Origin of the sequence: Paenibacillus sambharensis, assembly GCF_003233845.1 — a bacterium.
Taxonomy (GTDB): Bacteria; Bacillota; Bacilli; order Paenibacillales; family Paenibacillaceae; genus Paenibacillus_I; species Paenibacillus_I sambharensis.
The window spans coordinates 11848-28698 of the sequence record NZ_QKRB01000057.1; the positions used below are offsets into that span (position 1 = coordinate 11848).

18 protein-coding genes are annotated in these 16851 nt (G+C 55.7%); 13 read left to right on the top strand and 5 right to left on the bottom strand.

Translation table 11 applies throughout. The features are described from left to right. The first annotated feature begins 7 nt into the window (after positions 1–7). The 5 genes from pknB to spoVM all read left to right on the top strand — a co-directional run bounded on the left by pknB (position 8) and on the right by spoVM (position 4251). The gene (gene pknB / locus DNH61_RS21635; RefSeq protein WP_111148922.1) at positions 8–2152 is read left to right on the top strand and encodes a Stk1 family PASTA domain-containing Ser/Thr kinase; all 2145 of its coding nucleotides are present in this window, start codon (positions 8–10) and stop codon (positions 2150–2152) included. After that, complete coding sequence (rsgA, locus tag DNH61_RS21640; protein ID WP_111148923.1) at positions 2133–3077, top strand: ribosome small subunit-dependent GTPase A; 945 nt, start codon at positions 2133–2135, stop codon at positions 3075–3077. The genes pknB and rsgA overlap by 20 nt, the downstream gene beginning before the upstream one ends. 2 nt (positions 3078–3079) lie before the next feature. After that, entirely contained in the window at positions 3080–3727 is a 648-nt protein-coding gene (gene rpe, locus DNH61_RS21645; RefSeq protein ID WP_111148924.1) for a ribulose-phosphate 3-epimerase, read from the top strand. After that, entirely contained in the window at positions 3724–4011 is a 288-nt protein-coding gene (locus tag DNH61_RS21650; RefSeq protein ID WP_181438820.1) for a hypothetical protein, read from the top strand. Before rpe ends, DNH61_RS21650 begins: the two co-directional genes overlap by 4 nt. Before the next feature lie 159 nt (positions 4012–4170). Then, positions 4171–4251 (top strand): stage V sporulation protein SpoVM, encoded by an 81-nt coding sequence (gene spoVM, locus DNH61_RS21655; protein ID WP_111148926.1) that lies wholly within the window; start codon positions 4171–4173, stop codon positions 4249–4251. Positions 4252–4375: 124 nt separating this feature from the next. Here spoVM and rpmB read toward each other — a convergent pair whose 3' ends face one another. Further along, a complete protein-coding gene (gene rpmB, locus DNH61_RS21660) occupies positions 4376–4564 on the bottom strand; it encodes a 50S ribosomal protein L28 (protein ID WP_111148927.1) in 189 nt (62 codons plus the stop codon). Positions 4565–4803: 239 nt separating this feature from the next. Here rpmB and DNH61_RS21665 point away from each other — a divergent pair, with 239 nt between their 5' ends. From DNH61_RS21665 to DNH61_RS21685, 5 genes are all read left to right on the top strand, one after another. Beyond that, a complete protein-coding gene (locus DNH61_RS21665; RefSeq protein WP_111148928.1) occupies positions 4804–5163 on the top strand; it encodes an Asp23/Gls24 family envelope stress response protein in 360 nt (119 codons plus the stop codon). A gap of 11 nt (positions 5164–5174) precedes the next feature. Then, on the top strand, positions 5175–6977 hold the full coding sequence (locus tag DNH61_RS21670; RefSeq protein WP_111148929.1) for a DAK2 domain-containing protein: 1803 nt from the start codon (positions 5175–5177) through the stop codon (positions 6975–6977). 32 nt (positions 6978–7009) lie between these two features. After that, positions 7010–7867 carry a DegV family protein gene (locus tag DNH61_RS21675; RefSeq protein ID WP_111148930.1) on the top strand — a complete coding sequence of 286 codons (858 nt, stop codon included), beginning with the start codon at positions 7010–7012 and terminating at the stop codon, positions 7865–7867. Positions 7868–7875: 8 nt separating this feature from the next. After that, positions 7876–9930, top strand: a complete 2055-nt coding sequence (gene recG / locus DNH61_RS21680) for an ATP-dependent DNA helicase RecG (RefSeq protein ID WP_111148931.1) — start codon at positions 7876–7878, stop codon at positions 9928–9930. A gap of 80 nt (positions 9931–10010) precedes the next feature. Further along, the gene (locus tag DNH61_RS21685) at positions 10011–10298 is read left to right on the top strand and encodes a stage VI sporulation protein F (RefSeq protein WP_111148932.1); all 288 of its coding nucleotides are present in this window, start codon (positions 10011–10013) and stop codon (positions 10296–10298) included. A gap of 150 nt (positions 10299–10448) precedes the next feature. Here the strand turns inward: DNH61_RS21685 and DNH61_RS21690 are convergent, their stop codons facing one another. After that, complete coding sequence (locus tag DNH61_RS21690; RefSeq protein ID WP_111148933.1) at positions 10449–11117, bottom strand: SOS response-associated peptidase; 669 nt, start codon at positions 11115–11117, stop codon at positions 10449–10451. Between the two features lie 218 nt (positions 11118–11335). Between DNH61_RS21690 and DNH61_RS21695 the strand changes: the two genes are divergently transcribed. Next, on the top strand, positions 11336–12754 hold the full coding sequence (locus DNH61_RS21695; RefSeq protein ID WP_245948290.1) for a DUF2515 domain-containing protein: 1419 nt from the start codon (positions 11336–11338) through the stop codon (positions 12752–12754). Between the two features lie 49 nt (positions 12755–12803). Here DNH61_RS21695 and DNH61_RS21700 read toward each other — a convergent pair whose 3' ends face one another. Genes DNH61_RS21700 through DNH61_RS21710 form a run of 3 tightly spaced genes read right to left on the bottom strand, consistent with a single transcriptional unit; the run spans position 12804 to position 14803 of the window. After that, a complete protein-coding gene (locus tag DNH61_RS21700; RefSeq protein WP_111148934.1) occupies positions 12804–13157 on the bottom strand; it encodes a YolD-like family protein in 354 nt (117 codons plus the stop codon). Next, on the bottom strand, positions 13154–14419 hold the full coding sequence (locus tag DNH61_RS21705) for a DNA polymerase IV (RefSeq protein WP_111148935.1): 1266 nt from the start codon (positions 14417–14419) through the stop codon (positions 13154–13156). Before DNH61_RS21705 ends, DNH61_RS21700 begins: the two co-directional genes overlap by 4 nt. Positions 14420–14434: 15 nt before the next feature. Further along, positions 14435–14803 carry a YhjD family protein gene (locus tag DNH61_RS21710; RefSeq protein WP_111148936.1) on the bottom strand — a complete coding sequence of 123 codons (369 nt, stop codon included), beginning with the start codon at positions 14801–14803 and terminating at the stop codon, positions 14435–14437. Positions 14804–15046: 243 nt separating this feature from the next. Between DNH61_RS21710 and DNH61_RS21715 the strand changes: the two genes are divergently transcribed. Together DNH61_RS21715 and DNH61_RS21720 are read left to right on the top strand one after the other, a co-directional pair. After that, positions 15047–15460, top strand: coding sequence for a hypothetical protein (locus DNH61_RS21715; RefSeq protein ID WP_111148937.1), 414 nt, complete (start codon positions 15047–15049; stop codon positions 15458–15460). A 167-nt stretch (positions 15461–15627) separates the two neighbouring features. Then, positions 15628–16842, top strand: a complete 1215-nt coding sequence (locus DNH61_RS21720; protein WP_111148938.1) for a glycosyltransferase family 4 protein — start codon at positions 15628–15630, stop codon at positions 16840–16842. Positions 16843–16851: the final 9 nt, after the last annotated feature.

A 16851-nucleotide genomic window follows, 5' to 3' on the forward strand; every position in this document is an offset into this window, starting at 1 on the left:
GTGACCAATGATCGGACATGACTTGGGCGGACGGTATGAGATCCTTGAGCGAATTGGCGGCGGAGGCATGGCGCTGGTATATAAGGCGCATGATGTGCTTCTGAGCCGTAATGTCGCCGTCAAAATATTAAGACAGCAGTTCGTTCATGATGAGGAATTTGTCCGCCGCTTCCGGCGGGAGGCTCAATCGGCCGCTTCCTTATCGCATCCGAATGTCGTCAGTGTCTATGATGTCGGCCAGGAGGATGAGACACATTATATCGTCATGGAGTATGTAGAGGGGAGCAATCTGAATGAGGTCATTCAGGAACGCGCTCCTTTGCAGGCGGAGGAAGCGGTTCGTATTGCCCTTCAAATCTGTGATGCGCTTGAGCATGCGCATCAGAACCAGATTATCCACCGGGACATCAAACCTCATAATATCCTGATCGGCAAGAATGGGCGCGTGAAGGTGACGGATTTTGGGATCGCCAGAGCGGTCACTTCTTCGACGATTACCCAGACAGGCTCGGTTGTCGGATCGGTTCACTATTTCTCACCGGAACATGCCAAGGGAGTCAGTACAGGGGAAAAGTCGGACTTATATTCACTTGGTATCGTCTTATACCAGATGTTAACTGGGCGGTTGCCCTTCCTGGGCGAGAGCCCGATCAGCGTGGCGCTTAAGCATCTGCAGGAGGATTTTGAGGAGCCGCGCGCTGTCAATCCTCATATCCCGCAGAGTGTAGAGAATATTGTGGTCCGCTCCATGCGGAAGAATCCGGGCGAGAGATACTCGTCAGCCCGTGAAATGCTGAATGACCTGGAGACCTGTCTGCTGCCCGAACGGCTGCATGAGCCGAAGATCACCTTCGATTTTGACATGGATGAAACACGTGTCATGCCAGCGATTCGTGCGAGTGCAGCGTCAGGCAGCACAGCATCCGCGTCCGGCTCACCGTCCAAGGGAACGCCGAGCGGCAAGGCAGACAGTGTGACGGGTCCGAATACGAAGCAGGGCAAGAAGTGGGTCAAACCTACGGTAACCGTGGCGGTCACTCTCCTGGTGCTGGCGGCCGTATTCTTCGGAGTGCGTACTGTGCTCGGCATTCTTGATCCGGGCGAGGTTGATGTACCTTATGTAGTTGGCATGCAGGAGGAAGAAGCAGTACGGGTATTGACGGAAGCGGGGCTTAAGATTGAAGAGCCGATTGTCTATGAATCAAGGCCTGACATTGAACCTCATACGGTATTTGATCAGAACAAGTCCAATATGAAGGTGAAGCAGGGCTCTTATATCAAGCTCTTCGTCAGTACCGGTCCCGACATGGAGGTTATGGAGGATTTCAGCAGCCGGAAGGTGGACGAAGCCGTTCAGGCTCTAATGGATTTAAACATGACACGCGAGCAGATCAAGACCAATGAAGTATTCAACGAAAGCGATCCGGGGACGATTATTGGACAATCCATTCCGGCTGGCCAGGAATTCAACCCGCTTGAAAGCAGTATAACCTTCACGGTAAGTAAAGGTGAAGAAACGTTCAAGATGCCGAGCCTTTTAGGAATGGATGAACAGAAGGCCCGCAATGAGCTGCAAAAACACGGCCTGAAGCTGGGTCCGGACTCCGGCATCGTCACGGAAGGCAGCTATAAGGGGGACGGCAAGGTTATCGATCAGTTCCCCTACAAGCCTGGCGACGACGTAGCGAAGGGCAGCGAAGTCACGCTGACGATCAGCTCCGGCCTGCCAAGCGATGCGGTCAAATATACCTTCAATATTGCGATTTCGCCTGCCATTGCCGGTGAACCGAGCAAGGTTCGTATCGTCTACTCCGACGCACGCGGTGATAATGTGGAGTCCATTCAGCGTACAATAGAAGATACGCAGACTTTCCCGGTTGATGTCGTTCTGGCGCCTAACGGGGAAGCGGTGGTCAGGGTATACCGTGACGGACAGTTCGCAGATTCCTTTACGGTCACCTATGATGAGGCCAAGAGCGGCGGCAGCTCCAAGCCGCAGTCTGTACCGGGCCAGCAGGTCGAGCCTCCTGTTACAAGCGAGCCGCCTGCCGAAGAACAGACTGGCGAGGAACCGCCTGCCGATAAGCCTGCCCAAACCGAAACGCAGTCTGAAGAGGATGGTGGCGAAAGCGATGAGCAGCAGCCCGAATAGCAGCCTGACCGGAACGATTGTTAAAGCGCTGAGCGGTTACTATTACGTGGTTCCTGACGGCCAGAGGGATGTAGAGGACAGTATGATTCAATGCCGCGCCCGCGGCGTATTCAAGAAGAAGGGCCTGAATCCGCTTGTCGGAGACAGGGTTGTCTATGTGATGACGGATAATGGCGAGGGCACGGTGTCTGAGCTGCTGCCCCGCCAGTCCGAGCTGATCCGTCCTCCTGTAGCTAATGTAGAGCTGGCCGTACTTGTATTTGCTCTTACTGAGCCGTCGCTTAACCTGCAGCTGCTGGACAAGTTCCTGGCCCATATCGAGCATGCGGGCATTGAAGCGGTATTATGCCTGAGCAAGCGTGATTTAGCGGATAACTCGGATACCAAGGAAGCGAAGGAAGCATTGGAGGCAATGGAAGCCGTGCAGCGGATTTATCCTCCGATCGGCTATGATATCCTGGTGACGAGCTCGCGCAGCGGAGACGGAACCGAAGCGCTTAGGGAACGGATGCGCGGCCGTGTTGCCGTGTTCTGCGGTCAATCCGGTGTCGGCAAGTCATCCTTGCTGAATGCGCTCGTGCCGGGCCTAGAGCTGGAGACGAATGCGATCTCTGCGAAGCTTGGCAGGGGTAAGCATACAACCCGTCATGTGGAGCTCATCCGGGTTGAAGAGAACACATTTATAGCCGATACGCCGGGTTTCAGCCAGCTGGACTTCCAGGAGCTTGGAATCGAGGAGCTCGGCTCCTGCTTCCGCGAATTCCGGGAGCTCTCGTCGGACTGCAAGTTCCGCGGATGCACCCATGTGCATGAACCGGAATGCGCCGTAAGGGAGGCGCTGGAGGCAGGGCGGGTTGCTGCAAGCCGGTATGACAATTACTTGCAGTTTCTGGCTGAACTGAAGGAAAAGAAGCGGAGGTATTAATGATGACAATAATTGCTCCGTCAATCCTGTCAGCTGATTTTGCCCGGCTGGCGGATGACATCCGAGATGTGGACAAGAGCGGGGCTGACTGGATCCATGTTGACATCATGGACGGCCATTTCGTTCCCAATATTACATTCGGGCCGCTTGTTGTGGATGCAGTTCGCAGCGCAACCAAGCTGCCTTTTGACGTACACTTGATGATTGAGCAGCCTGAACGGTATATTGCCGACTTCGCCCGGTCGGGTGCCGACCGGATCACGATTCATGCGGAGGCTTGTGTTCATCTGCATCGTGTCGTGCATATGGTGAAGGAGCTTGGACTGCCTGCCGGTGTCGCCTTGAATCCTTCGACTCCGATTCAGGTCATTGAGCATCTGCTGGACGATCTGGATCTGGTGCTCTGTATGACGGTGAACCCCGGATTTGGCGGACAAGCTTATATTCCGCACTCGGCGGCCAAAATCCGTCAGATCCGCCAGATGCTGAACGAACGGGGCAGAACGGAAGTACATATTGAGGTTGATGGCGGAATCAACGGGGAAACGGCAAAGCTCGTAAAGGAAGCCGGAGCTGATGTGCTGGTGGCAGGGAACGCGATATTCAGCCGTGCTGATCGCACGGCGGCAATTGCGGAGCTGAGAGGGTGATGGAGCCGCTCGAGGACAATAAGTGGAAGAACATCTTCTGGATGCTGGGGTACAGCACGGTGATCGGGCTGCTGCTCGCCGTGTTCTCTTTTATACCCGGTCTTATCCGGTTCGTGTTCTCGCTTGGCGCGCTGCTGCTCGGCATCCGGTTCTTTGGCAAGTATGACAGCATTGGGCTGCGGATTGGGATGATTGTGCTTTCCGTTATCTTCATTGTGTTCTTCATTATGATTGGTGTTATTATTATGTATGCGAACGGCATGCTGGACGAAGTGCCGGCTTGATCTTGAACAGGCGGGCTTGATGGTTGTTCATTTGGAATAGGACTTCCTTAGGGCGCATAGGATGGTTACATGAGTGCAGTTCTCGTGTAACCATTTTTGTTCTGTGCGTATATGATAGACAGAAAGCTGATGATGAGCGTGCCTAAGGAGGGAAGGAGCATGAAATTTTACACGATCAAGCTGCCGAAGTTTTTGGGTGGTGTCGTGAAAGCGATTCTGAACACATTCCAAAAAAATTAACGCCAGGAGCCTTTCCTCCAACGGCCGTAGGCCGGAACGATGAAAGCTCCCCAACGGCCGCGTCGTGCAAATAAAAAGCACCTGAACAAGTCAGGTGCTTTTTGTCTATGGCGTGCAAAAACCATTATACGCGAGTAATTTTACCCGATTTCAGAGCGCGGGTGCTTACCCATACGCGCTTCGGCTTGCCGTCAACCATGATGCGAACCTTCTGGACGTTAACGCCCCAAGTACGACGGTTCTTGTTGTTAGCGTGGGAAACGTGGTTGCCCGAACCCGGCGCTTTGCCTGTTACGTAACACTTGCGAGACATGAAATACACCTCCTTCAAAGCTAGAGACCGCTGCAAATAAACACTTGAATATCATATCACAGCAGATTATGAAAATCCACTATATCTTTCTTGAAAGATGATAACGGGGCGCGGCAGCCAGCCAGAATGAGGAAACCGTAGAAAAATGAAGTCAAAGAGCGGATTAGACTTCAATGTCGCTTTTTTTTATAGTACAATGGGGATTAGTCCATAATACATATACAAAGGAGTGATCTTCCATGCCATTGCAGTTCGATACCGCGCTCGGAAACGTTAACGTAACAGATGAGGTAATCTCCGTGATTGCCGGATCTGCAGCCATGGAATGTTATGGACTCGTCGGAATGGCGTCCCGTAAACAATTAAAGGATGGCATTGCCGAGCTGCTTGGGCGGGAGAACCTGTCCCGTGGTGTGGAAGTCCGCCGGGAAGACGAGCAGCTTCATATTGATTTGTACATCATCGTAAGCTACGGAACCAAAATATCGGAAGTTGCGCACAATATTCAATCGAAAGTTAAATATGTGCTGAATGAAGTGGTTGGCCTGCAGGTTGACCATGTCCATATTTTTGTCCAAGGCGTACGTGTATCTCGGTAGGGGGTTATCCGGTGGGTAAGCGCTTTATTAACGGAACAGATTTTATGCGGATGGCGCTCTTGGGCGCCGAGCATCTGGAGCGTAACGCGGAGCACGTTAACGCATTGAATGTATTCCCTGTCCCTGACGGGGACACAGGAACGAACATGAATTTGACCATGCGGTCCGGGTCAGAGGCACTCCGTGCCCGGCCTTCCGATTCTGTCGGGAAGGCGGCGGAGGCGCTGTCCAAGGGGCTGCTTATGGGCGCGCGGGGCAACTCGGGTGTTATTTTGTCTCAGCTGTTTCGCGGTTTTGCACGCGGTGTGGCCAATCTGGATGAGGTAAGTCCCGTCCAATTTGCGGCCGCTCTTCAGCAAGGTGTGGATATGGCCTACAAATCGGTGGTCAAGCCGGTTGAAGGAACGATTCTTACGGTTGCCCGGGAGGCGGCCAAGCATGCGGTTACGATCGCACGGCGTACGGACGATGTGCCTCAGCTTATGCAGGAGGTTCATGCCAAAGCCCATGAGGCGCTGCAGCGGACACCTGACATGCTTCCGGTGCTCAAACAGGTTGGTGTTGTGGATTCAGGCGGTCAAGGCCTTGTATTTATATATGAAGGATTTGTAGAAAGTCTGTCCGGTATACATGTTGAGCTGCCTGTGAAAGAGGCTCCCGCATCTGCTCCGGCTGCAGCCCCGAAGAGGGCAGTATCCAGACAGCCGCAGGCAGGCGCGACCGCCCAGTCTAGACTGGAGACAGAGTCCATCGAGTTCCTGTATGACATGGAATTCTTCATTAACCGGCAGCTCGGCAGCATAAATGCGATGAAGTTTGACGAATCCTGGTTCAGACGCGCACTTGCCAAAGACGGGGATTCGATCATTGTTATTGCTGATGACGATATCATTAAGGTTCACGTGCATTCCCGCAAGCCGGGAGATGTGCTCAATCTTTCACTGCCCTATGGGGAGCTGACTGATATCCGGATTCTCAATATGCGGGAACAGCACAGGGATCTGCTGGAGCATGAGGGCAATGTAACTGAGGAACAGACTGACGAGGCGAACCGGGCTTTCGGCCATGACGGAGCCATGCCGGAGTGGGCGGCTCCAGAAGTGCTGACCGGAGGAGCGCCCGTGCAGGGGGTTCCACCTGAAGAGGTGCATGAATTTGCCCCGTTTGGTATTATCGCAGTAGCAATGGGCCAGGGCATTTCGGATATATTCAGCGGCAATAATGTAGATGTGGTGCTGTCCGGAGGACAGACCATGAATCCAAGCACGGAGGACTTCGTACAAGCGATTCACTCGCTTAGTGCGGAACACATATATCTTCTTCCTAATAACTCCAATATTATATTGACTGCCCAGCAGGCGGCAGAGCTGAGTGAGCGGAATGTAACCGTCATACCAACCAAGACGATTCCGCAAGGAATGGCTGCACTGCTGGCCTTCAACGAGGACGAATCGGCGGAACGCAACGCAGAGCGCATGACGAGGGCTGCCGGAGATGTGCAGTCCGGGCAGGTTACGCTCGCAGTCCGCGATACCGTGATGGATGGCCTGACTATCCGCGAAGGTCACTATATCGGGATTCGGGAGAAGGAGATCGTCTCGAGCTCGGAAGATCTTCAGGAGTCGTGCCGGGGCCTGATTACCCGTATGATGGAGGATGGCGGGGAATTAATTACGCTGCTGACCGGACAGGATGCTGCCGAGCAGGACACGAACAGGCTGGTTAGCTGGATCGAAGCGGAATACCCGGATGCAGAGCTTGAGGTCCACCCTGGCGGACAGCCGCTGTACCCGTATCTGATAGCAGTTGAATAACGGCTCAGCCGGAAGAAAGAAGTGGCTTTCCTATGTGTGCAGTAAAAATTGTGACAGACAGCACATCCGACGTGCCTCGTGAGGTTCGGGAGAAGCTGGGAATTGAGATGGTGCCCTTGAAGGTGCTGTTTGGCGATCAGTCTTATCTGGATGCTGTGACGCTTGAAGCGGGGCAGTTCTATGATATGCTGTCAGCTTCGCCTGTCCTCCCGACAACGTCTCAGCCATCGCCGGTCGAATTCATGGAGGCTTTCGAACGGATATTGGCCGAGGACCCGGAAGCTCAAATTATTTCGTTCCATCTAAGCTCCCAGTTCAGCGGCACGTATCAGTCCGCAGTGCTGGGCAAGTCACTGCTGGAGCGCGACGCTGATATTACAATCATCGATACGAAGTCTGCTTCATCAGGCTTCGGAGTTCTCGTCGTCCGTGCTGCGGAGATGGCTCGTGAAGGCCGTTCGAAGGAAGAGATCCTGGCAGAGGTCGAGTGCATTGCTGCCACCTTGGAGCTGTACTTCCTAGTGGACACGCTGGAATATCTTCAGCGGGGCGGACGGATTGGAAGGGCCGCGGCATTATTCGGCTCCATTCTGAATATTAAGCCGATCCTGACGATTGACGAAGAGGGCTACGTGGCGCCGGTGGACAAGGTGCGGGGCCAGAAAAAGGCGATGCTGCGCATTATGGAGCTGCTTGAGCGGGATTTCGGTGCAGGATCGGAGCTTAATCTGGTGATGGCCTGGACGAGTGATGAAGCACCTGCGATGGAGATGCTGAACCTGATCAAAGAACGATTCAAAGTCAAGGAAGTTAATTTTACGACAATCGGCGCCGTTATTGGGACGCATGTCGGTCCGGGTACTGCAGCCGTGTTCGCTTATAAGGTGTGAGGTTTCATATGACGACGGCATTACATGAGATTGCCGTCCGGCAGATCAAAGGCGTGAGCGCTCAGAAGGAACAGGAGCTTCACGCCTTTGGCATTCAGACCGTAGCCGATCTGCTGGACTATTTTCCGTTCCGGTATGAGGATTACCGGGTACGGGATTTGGCGGAAGTGAAAGATGGGGAGAAGGCTACTGTCCAGGGTAAAATTATGAGCACGCCTTCGCTTCAGCGGTATGGACGCGGGAAATCCCGTCTATCCTGCAGAGTGGCAGTGGACCATATGCTGCTCACAGCCGTATGGTTTAACCGGAATTTCCTGCAGAGTCAGCTGACTCCGGGCAGGGAGATCACCATTACGGGCAAATGGGATCAGAACCGGCGGCAGGTTACGGTAACGGATTCCGAGTTTCCTGATAAAGGGACGGCCAAGACCGGAACGCTGCAGCCTGTTTATTCGGTGGGCGGCGCCATTACCCAGAGCTGGATGCGGAAGACAATCAAACAAGCTCTGGAACAGTATGGATCCATGATTCCCGAAGTGCTGCCGTATGTGCTCACATCCAAGTATCAGCTTATCCCGCGCAGGGAGGCTGTTATGCGCATGCACCTGCCCGGTGATGCCGTGGAGGGCCAGGCGGCTAGACGCCGTATGGTTTATGAGGAGCTGTTTCTGTTTCAGCTGAAGCTGCATGCCTTCCGCGCGCAGACACGCGGCAAGGCGGATGGTGTGACGCATACGACAGACAATGAGACGATCCGCTCCTTTGTCAAGGGACTGCCCTTCGAGCTGACCGAGTCCCAGAAGAAAGTAATTAATGAAATTATGTACGATATGCGGCAGCCTTACAGTATGAACCGGCTGCTCCAGGGCGACGTGGGCTCAGGCAAAACAGTCGTAGCGGCGGTCGCGCTCTATGCTGCTGTAAAGTCCGGCCATCAGGGGGCTCTGATGGTGCCGACTGAAATTCTGGCCGAGCAGCATGGCCGCACGCTGGACAAGCTGTTCAGTCCGTACGGCATACAGATCGCTCTGCTCACCGGCAGCCTCGGCGAGCGCAGGCGCCGGGAAATACTGGCAGGTCTGCAGATGGGTCTTATCGATATTGTGGTCGGCACACATGCACTCATACAAGAGGATGTATTCTTCCGGAGTCTTGGTCTCGTTGTAACCGATGAACAGCACCGATTCGGCGTCAATCAGCGGAGCATCTTGCGGCGCAAGGGCATGAACCCTGATGTGCTGACGATGACGGCGACGCCGATCCCGCGTACGCTGGCCATTACAGCATTTGGCGATATGGATGTCTCCACGATCAAGGAGCGGCCGCAGGGACGGAAGCCGATCAAGACTTACTGGGTCAAGCATGAGATGCTCGACCGGGTGCTTGGCTTCATCCGGCGTGAAGTCGGAGAGGGGCGGCAGGCTTATGTCATTTGTCCGCTTATTGAAGAATCCGACAAGCTGGATGTGCAGAATGCCATTGATCTGCACATCCAGCTGCAGCAGGCCTTCCCGGACCTTAAGGTCGGGCTGCTGCACGGCCGGCTGCCGGCCTCCGAGAAGGAGGAGGTCATGAGGCTGTTCAGTGAAGCCGAGACGCATGTCCTGATTGCGACCACGGTCATTGAGGTGGGTGTCGACGTACCGAATGCTACGCTTATGATCATTATGGATGCGGAGCGGTTCGGCCTCTCCCAGCTGCACCAGCTGCGCGGCCGGGTTGGGCGCGGCGGCCATCAGTCGTTCTGCGTGCTGGTAGCTGACCCCAAATCGGAGACGGGACGGGAGCGGATGCAGGTGATGACAGAGACCGACGACGGCTTCGAGGTCGCTCGCCGTGACCTGGAGCTCCGGGGTCCGGGGGATTTCTTCGGCACGAAGCAGAGCGGGCTGCCGGAGTTTAAAGTAGCGGATATGGCGGCCGATTTTGCCGTACTTGAGACGGCGCGCGATGACGCGGCCGAGATGGTGACGCAGCCTGACTTTTGGGAGCGGCCGGATTATACGGCCCTTCACCAGTATTTAATGCGGGAGCAGATTTTTCAGGGCGAATTGCTTGATTAAGGGGCCTGTAGGCAACAATGGCACGGGGGCCGCATATCCTTTTACAGATTGCTTGTGAAATCGGATGGAGGTGCCCCAAGTTGAGTTACCAAAAGTATGGCATTCGGCCTGAGCTGGTCGGCCGTGTAAAGACGAAGATGAAGCACCCGGCTGCCAAGGAGCGCGTGAAGGCGCTGCTGCAGGGACTGACCAAAGCGGATCTTCAGGACAAGGCGAAGGTAAAGCGGCTGATCCGTTCGGTTGCGGTTATTCTCAATGAGCCGCTGACCGAGACACAGCAAGAGCAGATGGTGGCTTTCGTGCTCGGTCAGAAGATTGATCCGAATAATACGTTTCATCTCCTCAAGCTGTGGAGCATGTTCCGCTGAATAAAGCCGCATGTTTCCATAACATTTAAAAGCCGCTTCGGCGGCCATCCGGGAGGGTGGCTGCTGAAGCGGCTTTTGTATGCTCTATGCCGGTGCGATGCTTCATTAAGGAGGGCCGGGGGCAACAACGAGGGGTGACGGGTCCCTGCCTTAAAGCGGCTCAATACAGGTTGGATCATCCTGGCGGACACTGCCCACAGCCGTGCTGACCGGATAGGCTTTCAGCTGCTCCGCAGGATAGGGCTTGAACAGATACTGAAGGGCTTCAGGGCTCTGGACCTGCCGGTCCAGCCAGAGAGGCTCGTCCTCTTGCTGCAGGATGACGGGCATACGGTCATGGATTGGCGCCATCAGCTCATTCGGTGCCGTAGTCAGAATGGTGCAGCTGCTCACCCTGCGGCCATCCTCGGCAACCCAGGATTCATACAGGCCGGCCATGCTGAACAGGCCGCCGTCCGCTTTGATAATTCTCATCGGCTGCTTGCCGCCGGCCACCTGCTGCCATTCGTAGAAGCCGTCCGCTGGTATCAGGCAGCGCCTCTGACGGAGCGCCTGCCGGAAGGCTGGCTTCACTGCCGCTGTTTCAGATCTGGCGTTAAGCATACGGCTCCCGATCTTCTCATCCTGTGCCCATGAGGGAATAAGACCCCATTTCAGCCCGCCCAGACGATTGCGCTCGCCATCGTGGATGATGGCAGGAATGAGCTGTCCCGGCGCGACGTTGTATCTCGGCTCGTAACGAGGGAAGCGGCTCTCTTCAATTAAGTAGTGGGCCATCAGTTCTTCGAGTGTAACGGTTATCGTATACCTGCCGCACACAAGCTTCTCCCCCTCTGTCAATAAAAATGTGCCCATGCGGACAAAGAAATTTCACAGGATAAGTATACCACCCGGCGGCCCTCCTGTCAGAGAGGATACTGCCAGACTGGCTGCTTCACCCTCCAGAACGTTTAAGAATAGGCTGAAGGTAGATACTGGGTATAGGAGAGGCTTTAAGGCAGGATGACAACGGCAGTGCTGGACGGGGGGATGTAATCGTGAATGAATTCAATAAGCGCAGCAGCGGACAGCAGGAGGGCTCCAGCTGGCTGGACCGGCTGACAGGCTGGCCGCAGGCGGTAGGCCGTTACGTCCTTGGGAAATGGAAGGGCTTGTCTGCTTCCCATACCATGACCAAGGCTGCCGAACCCCTGAAGCTGGACAGAACGGCTGTGAAGGAGCTGGCGGCTGCATGGAAGCAGCTGCTTCTGCCTGGTCAGGCAGCCCCGTCCGTCTGGCTTGAAGCCGCTGCTCCGCTTGGCACCCTGACAGAAGAAGAGGCGGAGAACGGCCCCGCTGCTTCCCTGTGGTATCCGCCGGATCTGCCGGGCGATGCCTATGATGCAATCATTCACCGGATTCGTGGGGAGACACAGCGCCACAACCGGAATAATGTCACCCGAACCGAAGCGTACCGGGCGGTATATTCGCGCTGCCCCGAGCTTCACTGGGCCATGCTCGCCCATATGGTTTCCCGCAATGGCGGCTGGAATATGACGGACCTGCAGGGGGAGTGGCTGCCCCGGCTGCTGGGCCTTGACAAGCGCGAGCCGACGTTTCAGTTCCTGGAGCGGGCCAACTGGCTGATCTTCGGGGATGCCTATCCACAGCTGCTGCTCTATGAGGCAAGCCTGCGGTACGGACGGGATCTGTCGCGCCTGCTGCCGGCCTTCGGCGTCTCCCGGTTTATGCAGCCGGTCTGGGCCCAGTTTTGGCGCCGCCGAGATCCTGTACCGCTGACGATTTCACTTATTGTGAATGAGCAGCATGTGATCGAAAAGCGGGTTGTACAGCATCCTTATTATCAGAAGAAGGTTCTTGGCACCCTGTTCTTCGGCATGCAGTCGCTGCTGCAGCTGAATCAGGTGGTCTTTCCCTATCATCTTGAACCTGCTGCTTATCTGGAAAAGCAGGACGGGCGCCAGCGGGGCTCAGATTTGCGGCTTGCTGGGCTTGTGCTGGAAAGCTTCGGCAGCTTGAAGGAGCGAATCGAGTTTGGCAAACGGCTGTATGCCATGCTGTTCGGTATCCCGGAGGTGCGGGAGGGCGTACACCAGTTTGCACGGCAGGTCAGGCATACTGGCTCCCGGTCGGACTATGCGCCTCACCTGTTTGCCCCGCTGCGTCACGGTCCCCCGCAGCGCCCTTACCGGGAAAGGCTGTCGGGCCTCAGGCTGCGCCCGCAGGCTGAGGCGCTGTACAGTCCCCGGCTTGCGGATGCCTGGCCGGATTGCAGCGCGGACCCGGCAGAGCCGGGAGACTGGTTCGCTGCTTCAAGTGCGGTTACCCCTTACTTCGGGGAGCTGCGGATGCCGCTCAGCTTTGAGATGACGAATGAATACGGGTTTGGCCTAAGCAAGGTCGAGATGGCAGTCTTAACAGCCCAAGAAATTGGTGTGGCACGCTCACGGTTGTAATGGCAGCGGGAGTCCGGGAGTGCGGCCGCGCCCGTACATGCGGGAATTCCTACACGCCATTCTCCGCATCATCTCCTGTGGCATCTTCTATGCGTACTTCCAGAATGTCAGCGACAGGAATCCAGCTGTCGCCGATCCGCACTCTCTGCCGCAGGGGATCTACCCCTGTAACGCTCCCGCTAAGCTGCCGCTCCCCGTACTCTTCGTAAAGCGTGGCATGCAGCGTCTGTCTGCCTGTATAGGCGGCGCTAATCTGCTCAGCTATAACCTCCAGATGCTGCTCATCAAGCTCGGGGCGGCGCTTCTTCGTCTTGCCCGCTTCCCGGTCGAGCAGCGAATCGCGATGCTCGAACAGCATCATGCGGGAGGATTCCCAAAGACCGTTGCCTGTCAGCTTCTTCACTTGTAATGTCCTCCGATCTTGGCATTCAAAAATTTCAGCTGGCTGGACTGCTTCAGGGACGAGCCATAGAAGACGGCTGCTGGTCCGAAGGCGTCCTGAAGCTCATCCATAACCGATTCGAGCTGCATGATTCGCTCGCGGTCGCCGAACAGGGAGAGCTGGTGGACCGAATCATCCTGCAGCTGGTCGAGCGACAGCCAGATTTTCCGTACGGGCTGCCGATCCCAGTGCCGGTCGAACAGCTGCCGGGCAGCGGCATAGACTTCGCGGGTAATGTTGGTCGGCTCCAGGATCTTGATCTGGCGGGAGAAGCCGCCCGGCTGGTCAAAATCCGCCCCCTGCGCCCCGGCATGCACGACGCTGCCCATGTATCCCTTGGCTCTGGCGCGCCGACAGATGAGCATGGCAAGCTCGCCCAGGATGACGTCAATGTCTTCCGGCTTGCGGTAATCGACAGGAAGCGTAGTCTGCCGCCCAATTCCCTTCTGCCTGCTGAAGGCATCCGGCGTAACCGGAGAATCGTCATAGCCGTTCGCCGTGCGCCACAGCACCTCGCTCCATATATCGCAGTTCTTCTTCATATACCGCTTCATCCGCTGCTTGAGCTCGGGGAGAGGCGTCCGGGCAAGCTGTCCGATAGTGGTAATGCCGATCCTGGCCAGGTGGTTCGTTGTACGGCTGCCGACGCCGAACATCTTATGGGGAGAGCACTGCCAGAGCTCATCCAGATTAGCGTCTGTCAGCTCAAATACTCCGGTGCCGTTCTTCTTCGCAAAATTATCGCAGGCCATCTTCGCCAAAATCTTGTTATGGCTGATGCCCACCCTTATGTAAATCCCGGTTTCATGAAGAATCCGCATCTGAATATGTGCCGCCAGCTCGGCTGCCGAGCAGCCGAAATGCTTGAGGCTGGCCGTGACGTCCATGAACTGCTCGTCAATGCTGAACGGCTCGACCAGATCCGAATAAGATTCGAGGATCGAGGTAATCTGCAGGGAGACCTGGATATACGTCTGCATTCGCGGCTTCATAACGACCAGGCCGGGACATTTGCGCTGTGCTTCACCGAGCGCCTCTCCGGTCACAATGCCGGCTGATTTGGCGAGCGGGCATGCGGCCAGTATAATGCCGCTTCTGCGTGACGGGTCTCCCGAAACGACGAGCGGCTTGCCCCGGTAAGCCGGGTTGGCGGCTTTTTCAACCGAAGCATAGAAGGATTGGCAGTCTGCCAGGAAAATAATCCGGTTGTCCCTTGCTCCCACGCTGACCCTGCCTCCTTATTCGCCGCTGATTTGAAAATGCGCTGCCAGCGCCACCTCGATTTCGGCCTTCACGATCTCCCACATCAGGTCCATCTTATGCTCATAGCCGCGGCACAGGTAGCGTGCCCGCAGGCAGGCTGTCCGCCTTTCCTCATGAATCACTTTCAGCCCGCGGTTCGCAAGCTCCTTCCGCAGTGCAATCTGCCGCATCAGCACCGTCTTCTGAACCGCCTGAAGGCTGCGGATATAGAAGTGAGGCAGCTTTAGACGCAGCGTATCCATCGTCTGGATATCCCGCTCGAGCACATCGAACATGACAGGAAGGAGGATGTACTCTTTAATAAGCTGTATTTCTTCTTCAGTTTGCAGGGGCGACGAGGACATGTTGACCAACCTCCAGCCGGGCATCGGTTTCGTTCTTATTATATAACGAACATCTGTTCCCTATGCAACCGGAAAAACTTGTATGCCATGTAAGCCGGTTCATTCTATGACAGAGATGCTCTAGCAATCTATGAGATAACAGCCTTTTCTACCAAAATCAGGCATATATCAGGCGGCCCGTCCAATCCCTGAGCAGTCCTGTCTCATAAGATACACTATCAAACGAAAAGGAGATGATTTTCAATGGCAAACCGTTTTCTTGATGCTCAGCTCAGCCAAGCACGCAGCTTTCCGACAGCAACAACTACTCCTGTCTCTGCTGCCGGTACGCAGGTCGCTACACTAGGTTTAAACCTCACAGGTGCAGGTCCCAATGCGCAGGTTCACTTTGATTTCACAGCAGGATTTGATGTTGATGCTACCGATCCAGTGGGTGTAACAGCTACTGTCCTCCGAGATGGCGTTCCAATCTACCAGGTAATCGAAAACTTTGATGATGGCGTTAATCAGCTCTTGTCATTTTCAGGTGCAGACTATCTGCCTCCTGCAGCCTTCCACATCTACACGGTTGTTCTGGCATTTACGTCTGCAGATCCAGCAGCCGAGGTAGATCTTATTGGTCCGGTCAGCTTCACGGCAGCCGGATACTCGAACTAAACTCCGGTTCGGCAAGGCCCCTTTTGCAGGGGGCTTGCCCTTCTACATAGCGGACATAACATTTTGGGCCGGCCAAGGGGTTCAACCGTCGTGCCCCGGCTGGAGCGAGGCTAATATAGTGTACTACTGGAATCAGGGCCGCATGGCGGTGAGAAAGGACGTGAGGTATGAACATTTTGCTCTGCACGTTTTGGGCAGTCCCCCATGTAGGCGGGGTGTGGAACTACATGCAGCAGCTGAAGCGGGAGCTGGAGGCAAGAGGACACACGGTGGATATGATGGGCCATGGTCCTCACAACAGCAAGGTCCATAACGTGACACGGAATCAGGCAATACAGAAATCAGTCCTGCTGCCGCTGCTGGAGAAGAAGCTGGACAGGGCACATTATCCGCAGCTTCAAGATCCTGTCATCCGCTTCTATGAGCTGGAGCGGTACTGCTTCGAGCTGGGGGCGGCCTGCATAGGCGTCGAAGGCTACGATATTATTCACGCCCAGGATATATTCGCGGCCCGGGCCATCCGCCGGATCAAGCCGGATGCGCCTCTGGTGGCGCATGTGCATGGTTCAGTTGCAGTGGAGCATATGCTGCATTTTCAGCTGAATCCGCAGCTCGGCGTGACGGAAAGCTCGCCGGCCTGGAAATATTTTGAGTCGCTGGAGCATCACGGAGCATCCTCGGGCACAAGAACCGTGACAGCGAACCAGTGGCAGAAGCGGCTTCTTGTGCATCAGTTCGGTGTGCCAGAGGAGCGCATGGACGTGTTTCCTTACGGCCTCGATATCGGCACCTTCCGCCGCAAAGCTTCACTTGGCACGCCCTACCATAGGCCCCCCGGCAAGAAGGTGATCATCTGTCCCGCACGGCTTGTATTTGTGAAAGGCGTAGATGTGCTGCTGGCTGCGCTTGGCATTCTGAAGCAGACCCGAAATGACTGGGTATGCTGGATTGTCGGGGATGGCGACCAGCGTCAGGCACTGGAGCAGATGAAGGCGAAGCTTGCCCTGCACGAGGAGGTTCAGTTCCTGGGGCAGCGCAGCGATGTGCCGGCGCTGCTGCAGCACTCGGATATTTTTGTCCACTCCTGCATTCAGGATAACCAGCCGTTCTCCGTCATGGAGGCTCAGGTCTCAGGGATTCCTGCGCTGGTGTCGACCGCAGGCGGGCTGCCAGAGATGGTGCAGCACGGCAGGACCGGACTTATCAGTCCGGCAGGGGATTCCGGTACCCTGGCCAATCAGCTTGCCATGCTGCTGGAGAATGATGGCTACCGGAAGGAGCTTGGCCGAAATGCGAGGCAGTGGGCGGAACGGCACTGGTCCATGAGCCGAATGATGGAGCGGCTTCTGGCGGTGTATGAGCGTGTACGAAGCGGGCGGTAGAGGGGGGGA

Coding starts and splice junctions, on each gene's coding strand:
- pknB (WP_111148922.1), top strand. CDS start 8: ATGATCGGACATGACTTGGGCGGACGGTATGAGATCCTTGAGCGAATT.
- rsgA (WP_111148923.1), top strand. CDS start 2,133: ATGAGCAGCAGCCCGAATAGCAGCCTGACCGGAACGATTGTTAAAGCG.
- rpe (WP_111148924.1), top strand. CDS start 3,080: ATGACAATAATTGCTCCGTCAATCCTGTCAGCTGATTTTGCCCGGCTG.
- spoVM (WP_111148926.1), top strand. CDS start 4,171: ATGAAATTTTACACGATCAAGCTGCCGAAGTTTTTGGGTGGTGTCGTG.
- rpmB (WP_111148927.1), bottom strand. CDS start 4,564: ATGTCTCGCAAGTGTTACGTAACAGGCAAAGCGCCGGGTTCGGGCAAC.
- DNH61_RS21665 (WP_111148928.1), top strand. CDS start 4,804: ATGCCATTGCAGTTCGATACCGCGCTCGGAAACGTTAACGTAACAGAT.
- DNH61_RS21675 (WP_111148930.1), top strand. CDS start 7,010: ATGTGTGCAGTAAAAATTGTGACAGACAGCACATCCGACGTGCCTCGT.
- recG (WP_111148931.1), top strand. CDS start 7,876: ATGACGACGGCATTACATGAGATTGCCGTCCGGCAGATCAAAGGCGTG.
- DNH61_RS21710 (WP_111148936.1), bottom strand. CDS start 14,803: ATGTCCTCGTCGCCCCTGCAAACTGAAGAAGAAATACAGCTTATTAAA.
- DNH61_RS21715 (WP_111148937.1), top strand. CDS start 15,047: ATGGCAAACCGTTTTCTTGATGCTCAGCTCAGCCAAGCACGCAGCTTT.
- DNH61_RS21720 (WP_111148938.1), top strand. CDS start 15,628: ATGAACATTTTGCTCTGCACGTTTTGGGCAGTCCCCCATGTAGGCGGG.